The organism is Bacillus ectoiniformans, from assembly GCF_016908875.1.
GTDB lineage: Bacteria > Bacillota > Bacilli > Bacillales > Domibacillaceae > Bacillus_BX > Bacillus_BX ectoiniformans.
On sequence record NZ_JAFBES010000003.1, the window covers coordinates 270,540 to 284,088 of the forward strand.

Genomic DNA, 13,549 nt, shown 5'->3' on the forward strand with positions numbered 1-13,549 from the left:
TTGATTACAGTAAGCAGGATATTCAATATATAATCAGATTGCTTAATGTGACGATCAGAACGGGTGAGAACCGTTTGGAATCCGAAAACGTTCATTAAATATATAAATAGAAATGAACCTGGGCCGCCCATCAGGTTCATTTTGCTGTTCTTTTCGAAATGGGCACATTTTTACGCTTTTGAATGCGTGTATTAAATGAGTCAAGAAGGTCTTGGTCGCTAACGCCTTCCTCAATAAGGTCTGCGAGCACTTGCTTGGCGTATTCATTGCGCATTTGAAGCAGTCTTCCTTCAAAAATCGCACTAATTCCACTAGTTAAATACGTAACTTCCCTCAGCTGTACAGAGAAAATAGCCGGATCATTATCCGGGTGAGTAATTAATGCATGTACTTCAATTGCTTCTTCCTGATGCTGAATCTTCTGGAGTGTGTCATTGTAGGATTCACTCATAAACACCTCAATCAGCCAAGAGCGATGTTCGTCTTCGCGATTGATAATCAAGCCGTCAATCAATTCCACTTCCTTGATTTCACTGTGATCGTTTATAAAAAAGCCGGCAATTTTAAATGTTTTCATGAAATTTCTCCTTCCATCAGAAAAGGCTTATAAAAAAAGTATATCACGTTCCTATTATTAACTCCTACTCCCAACAAAAAAATTAAAAATATGCGGTTTTGTTACTTTCTAGCAGGAAATTCGACTCTTCCTCTAAGAAAGTGCCCTTTTTCAGCAAGTTTCTGCCGAGAAAGTAACATTTTCAGCATTTTACATTTTTAGCCTTCTGCTGATATGATCACATTAGCCTATAGGAAGGAGGAAAGCCCTTGATTAATCAAGTGACGCTTGTCGGAAGACTGACAAAAAACCCTGAGCTTCGACATACGCAAGATGGCCGTCCATTCTTGAATATGATCCTCGCTGTACAGCGCCCGTATCGCAATCAAGAGGGGGAAAATGAAACAGACTTTATCTATTGTACGGCCTGGAATAAATCAGCAGAAAACACGGCGAAGTATTGTCAGAAAGGAGCACTAGTCGGTGTCATGGGTACGATTCAAACGAGAAATTATGAAAAGGACGGCAAGAAAGTCTATGTCACAGAAGTGATGAGCCACACCATTCGCTTTCTGGGAAAGAAATCAAATGAGACACCTGAATTGCTGCCGATCATGACTTTTCCGCAATAGGAGATGAGAAAAATGTATGTGTCATCAGCCGCCGAAATGGAAAGCTTAGAAAGAAGATTAGAAGAAGTTACCTATTGCCTAGGGAAAAGCCTCGCTAGAATCCGCCAATTAGAAGAGAAAATGCTCCGTTTAGAGCAGGAATTAAAAGAATCTTCTGCGCCTCCTGTGATGCTTTAATCAAGCATATTCACCAACTTTAATCCTCTAATGATCCCCGAACTAACGAAAGGTCTGCCAGCCTCGCAAGTTCCTCGCAACAAAAGACCTGTTCACCCCTCTGAACAGGCCTTCTACATAAGCATTAACCGAGCTTTAACAGGTCTTCAAGTTCATGATCAGAGAGTTCGGTAATCCACTGATCACTTTTAATAATCTCGTCGTTAAGCGCTTGTTTCTTCTCAAGCATCGCATCTATCTTTTCCTCTAGTGTCCCGGTTGTAATCATTTTATGCACATGGACAAATCGATTCTGTCCAATCCGGTAGGCGCGGTCAGTTGCTTGATTCTCGACAGCCGGATTCCACCAGCGGTCAAAGTGAATGACATGATTGGCAGCTGTTAAGTTTAACCCAGTCCCGCCGGCTTTTAGTGATAAAAGAAAGACCGGAAATTCGCCATCTTGAAAACGTTTGACGAACTCATCACGCTGTTCCTTTGTCGTTGAGCCGTTTAAAAACGGAACGGAGAGGCCGAAATGTTTTGATAAGTGGGATTGAATCATCTCACCCATGCCGATATATTGGGTGAAAATTAAACAGCCTTCCTGACGAGCTACGATGTTTTCAATTAGTTCTGTGAGCTTATTCATTTTTTGAGACCGTTCGAGTACATGGACAGGCTGCTGTTCTTTCAAGTAAAGCGCTGGGTGATTGCACAGCTGTTTAATCTTATTCAGCATTTGCAAGATTAATCCGCGCCGTTCAAAAGCAGACAGCCGGCTGATCTCATCCATTGTATCCTTCACAAGCTGCTCATAAAGCACCGCTTGTTCAGCGGTTAGTGGACAGTATTCTTTTTGTTCAAGCTTATCTGGCAGGTTTAACTCCACTTCTGGATCCGTTTTCGTACGGCGCAATAAGAATGGCCGGATCTTCGCCTGCAGATGTTCAATCTTCGCAGTTTCTTGATCCTTTTCAATCGGAACAATGAAATTCTTTTGAAACTGCGGCAGAGTGTTTAAGTATCCATGGTTGGTAAAGTCAAAGATCGCCCACAGTTCTGATAAACGGTTTTCCATAGGCGTCCCGGTTAAGGCAATATGGTGCGCGCCTTTTAGTTTCCGAATCGCTTTAGACTGTTTCGTATGGGCATTTTTTATATTCTGTGCTTCATCTAAAGCAATCGAGCTCCAGTTTATTTCAGAAAGCGTGTCAAAATCCAAATGTGACAAGCCGTAAGACGTCAGGATCACATCAGACTGTTCAGCGATTTTCTTAAAGTCATCTCCCTGCGCGCGGCTGCTGCCATAATGAAGAGCTACCCGCAGGTCCGGAGCAAACCGTTCCAGTTCTTTTTGCCAATTGCCGAGTACTGATGTCGGACAGATAATCAGTGCTGCCGTCTCAGGCTGTTCTTTTTCTTTCACGTGAAGCAAATAAGAGATCAGCTGAATCGTTTTACCGAGCCCCATGTCATCGGCTAGAATGGCTCCGAAGCCGCAGGAGCGCAAGAACGCCAGCCAGCTGAATCCAAGCTGCTGATACGGGCGCAGTTCACCTTGCAGGGAGTCGGAAGCCGGCATGAGAGGAATCGTCGATACGTCTTTTAATTGGGTAATCATTTTTCTGAATGATCGGTTTAAATCAATTTGCACTTGAGCAAACATCCGAGCGTCGTTCCAATCATCCGATTCCTCTTCTTCATCAGGCATCAGCTCTTGTTCTAATAAATCCTGAATTCTTAGTCCTTCTTTTTTCGCTTTCTCCATAAAGGTTTGGATTTTCCGAATCATTTCAGGATCCAGTTGAATCCATTCTCCATTGACTTTAACGAGCCGGCGGTTTTCAGAAGCAAGCTGTTCAAACTCTTTCTCTGAAAAATCAGCACCATTCATCGAGAGGCGCCAATTGAAATCTAAAATGGCTTGTAATCCGACAAAGGATGGCCGGTGACTAGACCCTTGAGAAGCCACTTTAGCTGTCAGCGAAAGCTTCGTTTTGCGGACGCTTTCCCACCAGGAAGGCAAGAGGATCTTCACACCAAGCGTCATGAGCTTTTCGCTCGCTTCTGTTAAAAATAAAAAGGCCTGTTCTTCAGAAAGGTGAGTGTGAAGTTCATTCTCTCCAAGCCACGGAAATAAACGGAGCCAGCGCTGTTCTTCTTCTTTCGCTTCATGAAGAAAGGGAGCCCAGCTTTTCGGGTGGCGTCCGTTTAAATGAACAATCTTCTCGGGATCCTTCTTTTTAATTAAGATCGTTTCGAGCTGCCATTCATCTCCGTCAAGTTCAGGTTCCGTGAGACGCAAGCCGATAGAAAAAGGGGCTTCGCTTTCCTCCATACCCATCCATTCACGCCAGCGGCCTTCATCAAAGTAGCTATTCAACTCTTCGCTAGTTAATGCGCCTCCGGTAATTGCCTCTAATCTTTCAGCGGAAAGATGATTCTTGCCAGCCTCTCTAAACGCTTCTTCCGTACTTTTTTGGAAGATGCGGTCGACGAGCTCGCGATTAGTCATATGAGGGACGTGGATTTCCTCCCAAAATGAAGGCGAGAATTCATCCCACACAGAATCCGGCACCGTCCAGGTTAAACCTTCTTCATTAAAGTTCGGCAAAAATCCGCCCTCGGTTACGGCATCATATAACACAGGAGCCGCAGCCAAACTGAAATGGCCAAGTTCATCCCATTCCCAATGAATAAAGCGGTTAAATTGTTCGCTCTTGAATAAGGTGACCCATTGCCAGGAGGAAAGGACAATCCCTTCATACCCTTGATGCGTCATCGACTGCATACGTGAGCCGAAATAACTCTCCTCGTGAGCCAAGAATAATTGCTTGACCCATACACCTCTTGAAATGGTCCGGTTTTGCCTGTCAGTCGCACGCAGGAAAAAGTGTCCGTCGTCTAACCAATTGATATGAATATGAATAGATCTAGTGTTAAGCATCAACCAATTTTCCCCTTCTGCACTCTTCTTGGAAAGCCCGCAGGCGTTTCGTGTCATTTAATAAAGCGGAGAAATACCAATCCCACCGCTCTTGCTGCTTCAACTTCTTATAAATGGTCCGCAGCCGCTTTAAATATCGAACGGCTCGTTTATAGCTTTCACGATTGCGTTCTTCTACTAGCCTCAGTATGCCATGATGGTAAATGGGAAGAACTTCATGAGGCGCCTGTTTAGCTGCTTCTTTTAACCCCATTGTATCTAGTTCCATCAAGTCATAATTCATCCACAGCTGCAATTCAACCCATTCGCGGTAATCTCCTTGTGACAAAACGTAGGTGCTCAAATCCACGTAACTGTATGGGAGCAGCCGCATCAATATGTTTTTATAAAGCACAGGCTCTTTAGATGCCAGCCAATCGACGTCAATATACGTCAGGAACCAGTGAACGAATTGGCGCCGCTGATAGCCATCCGGCAGCTTCTCAATATAGCCTTCAAGCTTCTTATCTGCAATGGATAACAGCATGAGCGCTTTCTTATACTGCTTACTAGAGAAAGCTTCATAGAGCCAAAACATATAGAGATCAAGTTCAGCTTCCGGCAAGGTATCGGCCATTTTCGAAAAATCATCCAGCCGATTAGTTAGAAGCAGCTGATGCAGATAAGCAATAGTTACCGACGGGGACTTGTCGGAATCGACAAGTCCTTTCAACCGGTTCATTTCCTGTTTGCGCCACGCTTCTCTTTTAAAGAGAGAAGTCCATAAATGGCGGTACATATCTGTGCGTGCGACAGTAAACAATTGATAGCGCGAGGAAAGCAGTTCTCCGGTTTCCTCTCTTAAATAGTCCATATAGAAATCAAACTCAAAAGGCAGCGCGTGCACGCCGATTTCTTCCGCTGCATCCGCAGCTTCTTCCACTAGGTAAAATAAAAAGGAGGAAGCGGCCCGGTGCATGAATTCTTTCGATTCTGTTTGATGGTCTAATACATTCATGACATAGGTAAATAAACCAAAGCTCGAAAACAGCTGATAGAGCGGCTGCCATTCTCTTTTTAATGGCCGCTGTTTCAGAAGGGCCTCATACAAATTCTTTCCTTCGAATTCAATCATATGAGGATTCCGTTCGATCATTCTTGCATGAAGTTTCTCTTCCGCTGTTTGATGAATTCTCTCCATCCAAGATTGAGGACCATCATTCTCAGCCGGCTTCTTGGCCAGCAGTTCACTGGCTTTCATGATGCCGGGAATACCACTCAGCAAATCCTCAGATGAATCATTATTTCGCCAGTCCTTCATCCATTGATGCACAGAACCGTATTCATGATAAGCCTCGAGGAATACCGCCACTTGATGAACACACCAATACTCTTCTGCACAGGTGCACGTGCTGAAAGATGGAAATCCCAGATCAAGCGAGACTTTGTATTTTTGGCCAGGCATGATATTGCAAGAGGCTTCAATGCTGTCTGAATCCATTTGTTCTAAGGAAACGGCAGGAGAAGTAAACATTCGAAAGCCATCCTCCATGATGCGTGCGTCTCCCGGCAGTGCCGGACTTAACTCTACTTTTAATTCTGACCCGAAAGAGTCCAGGCGCTTCCTCAGAACCTGTTCATTACCAGCCATATCAAATGCCCCCGTTTTCTTTGATCAATTATCGTATCTCCCCATTATAAAACAAACAAGGGAAAGAGTTAAGGGCAGACGAAATTTGGTGAAAGGTTCGCGAGGATTCTTTACATGAAAAAGTGAATAATCTTTTTCTTTCTCTCATTGGAAAGCCTGTTATAATTAAGGGTAAATCGGGAAAATTGATTAATAACTCTTAAATGAAGGTAGGATTTTAAATATATGTCTATTTTACAAGCTGGAACGATAGTGACGCTCGATGTAGAAAATGAGTCGCCATTTGGCTGGTTTTTAACAGATGGAGAAGAAGAAGTCTTATTGCATCGCAGTGAAATGACGGATGACTTTGATCCGGATGAGCCAGTAGAAGTGTTTTTGTTTCAAGATAACTTAGGAAGATTAGCGGCTACAATGCACAAGCCAATCATTACGCAAGATAAATATGACTGGGTAGAAGTTGTCGGTGTCCATGAGAAACTGGGCGTCTTTGTTTCAATCGGCCTGAAAAAGGATGTACTTGTTTCAGTGGATGACCTTCCATTTATGTATTCTGTTCGTCCAATTGTCGGTGATCGTCTTTACTGCACATTGGTTCTTGACCGGAACGACCGTTTATTCGCTAAACCGGCAACAGAAGATGTGATGGAAAAACAGTTTGCGAAAGCAACGAAGAAAGATTACAACAAAGACATTACGGGTGTTGTATACCGCGCAACTAAAGCAGGAACGTTCATCATTACAGCAGAAGGCTATCGTGGATTTGTTCATGATTCAGAGCGTCAGGTAGAACCTCGCCTCGGCCAAAAAGTGGATGGCCGGATCGTCGATGTGAAAGACGATGGCTCCGTCAATGTGTCTCTTTTAGGGCGCAAGCAGGAAGTCCTGCAAGATGACGCAGAAAAAATCTTTGCTTACCTAGAGCAGCGCGGAGGCTCCATGCCATATGGAGATAAAAGTCTGCCGGAAGAAATTCAAACACGTTTTAACTTAAGCAAAGGCGCGTTCAAGCGCGCACTTGGCAAGTTAATGAAAGAAGGCCGAGTGTATCAGGAAGACAACTGGACACATATCAAGAAGGATTAAAGATTAAACCGCCAAGCTTCAGACTTGGCGGTTTTTCTTTGTGGAAACAATCAGCCCTAGTTCCAAAAAAAAAGCAGCCCGCGGGCTGCTTTACAATCACTCATAATCATTCGAAAGCTTAAACTTGTCAATCAAAGCAAAGAATAGGCTGAGCAAGATGGCAATAATCGTCGCTAAAGCCATACCTTTTAAGTGGAATGTGCCAAATGTAAGTGTGGCACCGCTTAAACCGATGACAAGTACGACAGTAGTTAAGATCATGTTCGTGGCTTTTGAATAATCTACTTTTGTCTCTACCAGCATGCGCAATCCGGATACCGCAATAACCCCGAACAATAAGAGGGAAATTCCGCCCATGACCGGTGTTGGAATCGTTGAAATCAGTGCCGCTAGTTTCCCAAGGAATGACAAGACGATCGCCATCACAGCTGCACCGCCGATGACCCAAGTAGAGTACACTTTCGTCAAAGCAAGAACGCCGATATTTTCACCGTAAGTCGTGTTAGGAGTCGAACCGACAAAGCCGGATAGGACAGTAGACACACCATTTCCTAATAGTGAAACGCCAAGACCGGGTTTCTTCATTAGGTCGCGTTCTACAATGTTTTGTGTGACAACTAAATGCCCGATATGTTCAGCAATAACAACTAAAGCAGCTGGAACAATGATTAGAATGCTTGCCCAGTCGAACTCTGGACGGTAAAACGTCGGAAGGGCGAACCATGCAGCATCTTTCACCGGCTGCATGTCCACCATGCCGAAGAAGGCCGCAATGACATAGCCTGAAACAATCCCGATCAGAATCGGAATGATTTTTAAGAACCCTCGGAACATCACATTTCCAAAAATCGTGATGGCTAGCGTTAAGATAGAAACAATCAGCGCATTTCGATCAGGAGACCAATTTTCAGCGGCATCCGCAGGTGGTATCATGCCGGCCATTTCCGCTGCGACTGGAACTAGTTCAAGTCCGATAACGGCAACAATGGCTCCCATGGCCGAAGGAGGAAAGACAACATCGATCCACTTTGTGCCAGCGACTTTGATTAATAAAGAGACTAGGATAAAGATAAGTCCGACGGCGATAAAGCCTCCTAGTGCGGCTTCATAACTCTTTGTCGCCATAACGGCGAAAACGGGGGAAAGAAACGCAAAGCTTGACCCTAAATAAGCCGGAATTTGTCCTTTACATAGGAAAAGGTAGATTAACGTACCGATTCCGTTCATTAATAGAATAGTCGCGGGATTTACACCGAAAAGAATCGGTACTAAAACAGTAGAACCAAACATGGCGAATAAATGCTGTAAACTAAGAGGTAATAATGCTAGCATAGGCGGGCGTTCATCAACTTGATACGTTCGCATGGGATCACTCCTTACACATATTGAAAAAACTCATAAAAACTATTAACAGTTTATACGAAAACAACGGAATTGTCTCGAAGAGTTTCTATTAAACTTTGTTACATTGTAATTAAAATGAAATATAATGGGGTTTTTTCTTCTTTTTGCAATAAATATGTAACTGAACGGAGACAGTGCTGTAACCTAAAGACTTCATTTCTCATGGTACAATAGTTCCTGTTAGATCAAAGGGGAGGTATTTAGTTCGTGAGAAAATTCTTAACAGTTTTGTTCGCTAGTCTACTATTTTTCAGTGGTTTTGCTTATGATGCTAGTGCTCAAGGGACAACATACACGGTGAAAAAAGGGGACACTTTATGGAAAGTTGCTACTCTACATAAGGTTACAGTGAATCAAGTGAAACAATGGAATAACTTAACGTCTAATACTATTCACGTAGGAAAAGTGTTGAAGGTGTCAGCTGTAAAAAATGTAACAGCGGCTAAACAAACACCACCTGCGAAACCAACAACAGTGAGCAACACGTCAAATAAAACAATTACAGTGACTTCAACTGCCTATACAGCAAGCTGCCGAGGATGCTCCGGCGTTACGGCAACAGGTATTAACTTAAAGAAAAACCCATTCGCTAAAGTGATCGCAGTCGATCCGAAAGTCATTCCGCTTGGCACGAAAGTATACGTAGAAGGCTACGGGGAAGCGATTGCCGGCGATAAGGGCGGAGCGATTAAAGGACATAAAGTAGACGTCTTTATTTCAAACCTTGGCCGCGCGAAAAAATGGGGAAAACGCACAGTGAAAGTAACGATTTTAGAATAGAGTCATTTAAAAACCGCTGATTCCAGCGGTTTTTTGTTTTGCGAAACAGCTTGATTGTAAGAGAGGCCGCATATAATTTGACCGAACCGCTGCCCCGTGCTAAGATTCAAAAATTAAAAGAGCGAAATGAACGTACTTTTTCTACTTTTCTATAAGCTGCATATACTAAAGAAAGGGAGGCGGTGAAGTGAACGACTATTACAGATTGGCCGAAAGTGTAAAATATACAAGAAATAAACGCAGAGTCATTTTAGAAGGAAAAGACGAGTCCCTGACTTTAATCGGTATGGGTCGAAGTGCGTTTGTGTTTAAAGTTCCTTCTGATAATAAAGCGTTAAAAGTGTTCTTTCCCGAGTTTAAGGCTATTGCTCAGGAAGAAGCGGAAATCTACCGAATGTTAAAGGGAATTCCTCAGTTTCCTGAATTGCATGAATCTGGAGACAATTATTTAGTCATAGATTACATAGAAGGGTTGACGCTGTTTGATTGCTTAACGCAGGGCATTCCGATTGATCCAGAGAAGATTCAAGAAGTGGACCGAGTGTTAATGCTTGCCAAGAAAAGAGGATTGAACCCGTCTGATATCCACTTGCGAAACATCTTATTCACGTCTAAAGGCGAGATTAAAATGATCGATGTCGCGAGGTTTAGACAGACGAAGGACTGCTTGCAATGGAGGGATTTAAAGAGGGCCTTTCACTGGTTTTATTTCAAGCCGTTTTGTCCAAAGAAGATTCCTGCCCATGTATTAAACATGATTGCGGCTGTTTATAAAAAGAGGCTGATTCCTTCACCTCACTAAAAAAGTGTCAGACTCAAGTGATAAGTCTGACACTTTTTTTATTTATTCACCCTGCTCAAGTGCAAGTAAAACGGTTTGGGCGAGCGTGTCCATTCCGAGGAAGATAGCACGCTTGTTAAAAGTCATCTCTGGATGGTGCAAGCCAGGTTTTAAGTCTGCGCCAATTCCCATCATCGCGGCTTTAATGTTTGGACGTTTAATCGTATAACAGTGGAAGTCATCACTGCCAGATGTGATTAAAGGTTCAGCTAACATGTCTTTGCCATGCGTTTGCAGAATCCCTTGGCGGATAAATTCTTCCGCTTCCGACGACACTTCTGCTCCAGGAGTGAAATCTCTCCATTCGTAATCAATTTTCACATCATAGAGCTGGATGATTTGTTCAATCGTATGCTCAACTGATTTCTGAAGATCTAATAAAACAGAGTTTTTCTGTGCCCGTACATCTAACCCAAATCGACCGGAGCCGGGAATAATATTTAAGTTCTGACCTCCCGCTTCCATGTACGTCATTTTCACCGAATAAGGTTCAAATGGGGAGAAATAGATCGTTTTCAATTGTTTATTTAAAGAAGACAGCACATCAATCGCGTTTGTTCCTTGATGCGGACGGGCGCCATGAGCATCGGGTCCAATTACTTTTCCTTTCAGGAAGGCGACTGCACCATGGTGGACGGCAGGAGTAATTTTGCCAAAAGGCAGCTCTTCTACTGGACGCAAGTGAATGCCGAATAAATAATCCACATCATCCACTACACCTTTTTTCACCATTTTAAGAGCGCCGCTGCCTGTTTCTTCTGCCGGCTGAAAAATAAAGCGCACCGTTCCGTTTTTGACTGCATCTTTCAGCTTAAGAATCGTTCCGATGACGATCGACATGTGCGCATCATGTCCGCAGGAGTGATTGGCTTGAAAGGAGCCGTTCACTTCTTGCCAAAGAGCATCTATATCAGCGCGGACAGCAACGACTGGCTTGCCGGAGCCAATTTCGGCAACCAAACCTGTACAATCATCGAATGTATAGGTCCGCACGCCTTCAGCTTTCAGCAAGTCTTCAATAAAAGCAGTTGTTTCTGTTTCTTTCCAGCTGATTTCCGGGTGGGTATGCAGGTGATGAAAGATGTCTAATATACGGCTTTCTAAATTAGTGTTTGTTTTACCCAACATGCATCCTCCTATCTTATTTGACCGTTGCTTTTGCGACGGTTAATTCTTCTAGTATATGTTCATCGATCTGAAGTCCGAGACCAGGCTGTTCACTTAAGTGTACATAAGGCACATCGTACTGTAAGTTTCCGATATCTTTAGAGAACAGCAGCGGACCGGTTAATTCCGTGCTCGTAATATTCTTTCTGGATATAGCTGCGTGGTACCCTGCTGCGGAGCCAATAGACGATTCAACCATTGATCCGATTTGGCAGTCAATGCCGGCATATTCAGCGGCTTTCGCCATATGAATCGCAGGGGAAATACCGCCGCACTTCATTAATTTAATATTGATTTTGTCGACCGCGTCTTTTTTCACCATCTCGATCAGCTGTTCACCATTTTGGATCGATTCATCTGCCATTAATGGAATGATGGATTGCTGCTTGAGGGCGGCAAGTCCATCGATATCTCCCATTCGAATGGGCTGCTCCACCCATGAAAGCTGAACGGGTTCTAACAGGCGCATAGCCCCAACAGCAGTGGAATAGGTGTGCCAGCCTTGATTGACGTCTACACGAATCGGCATATCGAATCCAACGGCCTCTCGAACCGCTTGTATGCGTTTAACATCCGTCATCGCATCCATTCCGACTTTTAACTTCAACGACTGGAAGCCTTGAGCGACGGCTTCTTTGGCTTTCTGTGCCATCACATCGGGTTCTTCAATGCTAAGAACTTTAGGATAGGTTAATTCATTATGGTATTTGCCGCCGATGATCTCATAGATCGGCTGATTTAATGCTTTGCCCATCAAGTCGTAGCAGGCAATATCAATCGCTGCTTTGGCAGCAGGATTCGATGCAATCGTTTGATTCATTATATGATGAATTTGTTCGATCTGAAATGGATGTTTGTCCATAACCGCCGGTAAAAGCAAGTGGCGGAGGATTTCGATGCATCCATGGAAGTTCTCCCCGGTTACATGTTCATCTGGAACAGCTTCTCCCCACCCAATTAATCCGTTATCTGTTTCTAACTTAATAATGATGGAAGGCATATAATGAAAGGTCGCATAAGAAATAATAAATGGCGACCTAAGCGGCAAGTGTATGCCGTATATATCTGCTTTGACAATTTTCATATCAGTCTACCCCTTTTTTCGTATGTATACCCTCTAGTATAAGCTATACATACAGGTTTAAAGAAGGTCACCGGGAAAAATTTTACGCAGGAGCCGGCTCAAATTTTTTCTTCATATAATAACTGAGAATGACAGCTGGAATAATGACAAAGGCCATTCCCAGGAAAGCAAGACCAGGTGTTTCTTTATATAAATACCCGCCTATGACAGTTAATAACGAGGTACTTAATCCCATGCCGAGTGAAGCGTAGATCCCTTGAGCGGCCGGGATTTGATGGCTGTCAAACTCTTGGTACAGCAAGCGGATAAAGGCATAATGCGCAAGACCGAATGTCAACGAGTGAAACAGCTGGGTGAAAATATAGACAAGGACACTTGGGAAGAAAAACAACATAGACCAGCGGATGATCGCGGCGATGGCTGCCACCATAAACATGCTCGATACTCTTGTATGTCTAAGCAGGCGATCCGCGACGCTGAAGAAAATAATTTCCGAAACGACAGCTACATTTAAAATAATTCCACCCCACACATTGCTGACGCCTAAATCCTGCAAATATAAAAATCCATAATTATAGTAAGAAGCGTGCGCGCCTTGGATCAAGACGCAAATGATCATTGAGATCACGAACCGTTTCGATTGAAAAAGGGAACTGAATGGTACTCGGCTTTGATCAGAGCGTCGTTTTAACGAATCCGGTGTGTGATAAAAGGCGGCTGCCACCATTAATAAGCATCCGAAAAGCATCACATAAATAATGGAATGTTCGCCGAAATATGCGGTGATGGCTCCGACAGCCAGCAAGCCGATCGTATAGCCAATCGAGCCCCATGAACGGCTTTTGCCGTAATGAATGTGCTCGCTTTGCATCATCATGGCGCCAGTGCTCTCAGTTAGCGGTAGCATTAGTGGATAAACGAGACTATAGAGCGTCATGGCCACGATCATGGCGATGAATGAGTCAAACGGAAGAAAGAAGCTGAGCATGACCGTGCTTAAAAGCGCGAATGCTTTAAGGAGAGTACCAACAGCAAAACGGCTTCCTAACGCAGGGAAAATGAAGAAGGTAGAGAATGAACGAACAAACAGCCCAACGGCGACGACTGTACTTGCGGCTTCGACCGTTAATCCTTTGCTGTCAATTAACCATACCGTCCAATAGGGCATGAAAATACCCCATGTAAAAAAGAAGGCAAAAAAGTTTAACGATAACCAATTCTGTGCTTTATACAATGCTGAAAACCTCACAATAAAAATAGTAT

General features: G+C 43.7%; 12 protein-coding genes. 5 read left to right on the forward strand and 7 right to left on the reverse strand.

All coding sequences use genetic code 11. From position 1 onward, the window contains the following. Positions 1 to 136 precede the first annotated feature (136 nt). Complete coding sequence (locus JOC78_RS06515) at positions 137 to 577, reverse strand: YwpF family protein (protein WP_204553692.1); 441 nt, start codon at positions 575 to 577, stop codon at positions 137 to 139. 248 nt (positions 578 to 825) lie between these two features. On the opposite strand from JOC78_RS06515, the gene JOC78_RS06520 reads away from it, so the two are divergent. Together JOC78_RS06520 and JOC78_RS06525 are read left to right on the forward strand one after the other, a co-directional pair. Further along, positions 826 to 1,188, forward strand: a complete 363-nt coding sequence (locus tag JOC78_RS06520) for a single-stranded DNA-binding protein (RefSeq protein WP_204553693.1) — start codon at positions 826 to 828, stop codon at positions 1,186 to 1,188. 12 nt (positions 1,189 to 1,200) lie between these two features. Next, positions 1,201 to 1,365, forward strand: a complete 165-nt coding sequence (locus JOC78_RS06525) for a hypothetical protein (protein WP_204553694.1) — start codon at positions 1,201 to 1,203, stop codon at positions 1,363 to 1,365. Positions 1,366 to 1,489: 124 nt separating this feature from the next. On the opposite strand, the gene JOC78_RS06530 is transcribed toward JOC78_RS06525, so the two are convergent. Both JOC78_RS06530 and JOC78_RS06535 read right to left on the reverse strand, forming a co-directional pair. Continuing rightward, a complete protein-coding gene (locus tag JOC78_RS06530) occupies positions 1,490 to 4,294 on the reverse strand; it encodes a DEAD/DEAH box helicase (RefSeq protein WP_204553695.1) in 2,805 nt (934 codons plus the stop codon). Continuing rightward, a complete protein-coding gene (locus JOC78_RS06535; protein WP_204553696.1) occupies positions 4,287 to 5,924 on the reverse strand; it encodes an SWIM zinc finger family protein in 1,638 nt (545 codons plus the stop codon). Before JOC78_RS06535 ends, JOC78_RS06530 begins: the two co-directional genes overlap by 8 nt. A gap of 225 nt (positions 5,925 to 6,149) precedes the next feature. Here JOC78_RS06535 and JOC78_RS06540 point away from each other — a divergent pair, with 225 nt between their 5' ends. Next, positions 6,150 to 7,010 (forward strand): CvfB family protein, encoded by an 861-nt coding sequence (locus tag JOC78_RS06540; RefSeq protein WP_204553697.1) that lies wholly within the window; start codon positions 6,150 to 6,152, stop codon positions 7,008 to 7,010. A 96-nt stretch (positions 7,011 to 7,106) separates the two neighbouring features. On the opposite strand, the gene uraA is transcribed toward JOC78_RS06540, so the two are convergent. Beyond that, entirely contained in the window at positions 7,107 to 8,375 is a 1,269-nt protein-coding gene (uraA, locus tag JOC78_RS06545) for a uracil permease (RefSeq protein ID WP_204553698.1), read from the reverse strand. 246 nt (positions 8,376 to 8,621) lie between these two features. On the opposite strand from uraA, the gene JOC78_RS06550 reads away from it, so the two are divergent. Next, entirely contained in the window at positions 8,622 to 9,194 is a 573-nt protein-coding gene (locus JOC78_RS06550; protein ID WP_204553699.1) for a 3D domain-containing protein, read from the forward strand. Between the two features lie 187 nt (positions 9,195 to 9,381). Then, the gene (locus tag JOC78_RS06555; protein ID WP_204553700.1) at positions 9,382 to 9,996 is read left to right on the forward strand and encodes a protein kinase family protein; all 615 of its coding nucleotides are present in this window, start codon (positions 9,382 to 9,384) and stop codon (positions 9,994 to 9,996) included. Positions 9,997 to 10,038: 42 nt separating this feature from the next. Here JOC78_RS06555 and JOC78_RS06560 read toward each other — a convergent pair whose 3' ends face one another. The 3 genes from JOC78_RS06560 to JOC78_RS06570 all read right to left on the reverse strand — a co-directional run bounded on the left by JOC78_RS06560 (position 10,039) and on the right by JOC78_RS06570 (position 13,535). Further along, positions 10,039 to 11,160, reverse strand: coding sequence for a M20 peptidase aminoacylase family protein (locus tag JOC78_RS06560; protein WP_239587030.1), 1,122 nt, complete (start codon positions 11,158 to 11,160; stop codon positions 10,039 to 10,041). Positions 11,161 to 11,176: 16 nt separating this feature from the next. Further along, positions 11,177 to 12,286: a mandelate racemase/muconate lactonizing enzyme family protein gene (locus tag JOC78_RS06565; protein ID WP_204553702.1), complete on the reverse strand. Its 1,110-nt coding sequence runs from the start codon at positions 12,284 to 12,286 to the stop codon at positions 11,177 to 11,179. 82 nt (positions 12,287 to 12,368) lie between these two features. Beyond that, positions 12,369 to 13,535: an MFS transporter gene (locus JOC78_RS06570; protein ID WP_338023177.1), complete on the reverse strand. Its 1,167-nt coding sequence runs from the start codon at positions 13,533 to 13,535 to the stop codon at positions 12,369 to 12,371. Between the last annotated feature and the right edge of the window lie 14 nt (positions 13,536 to 13,549).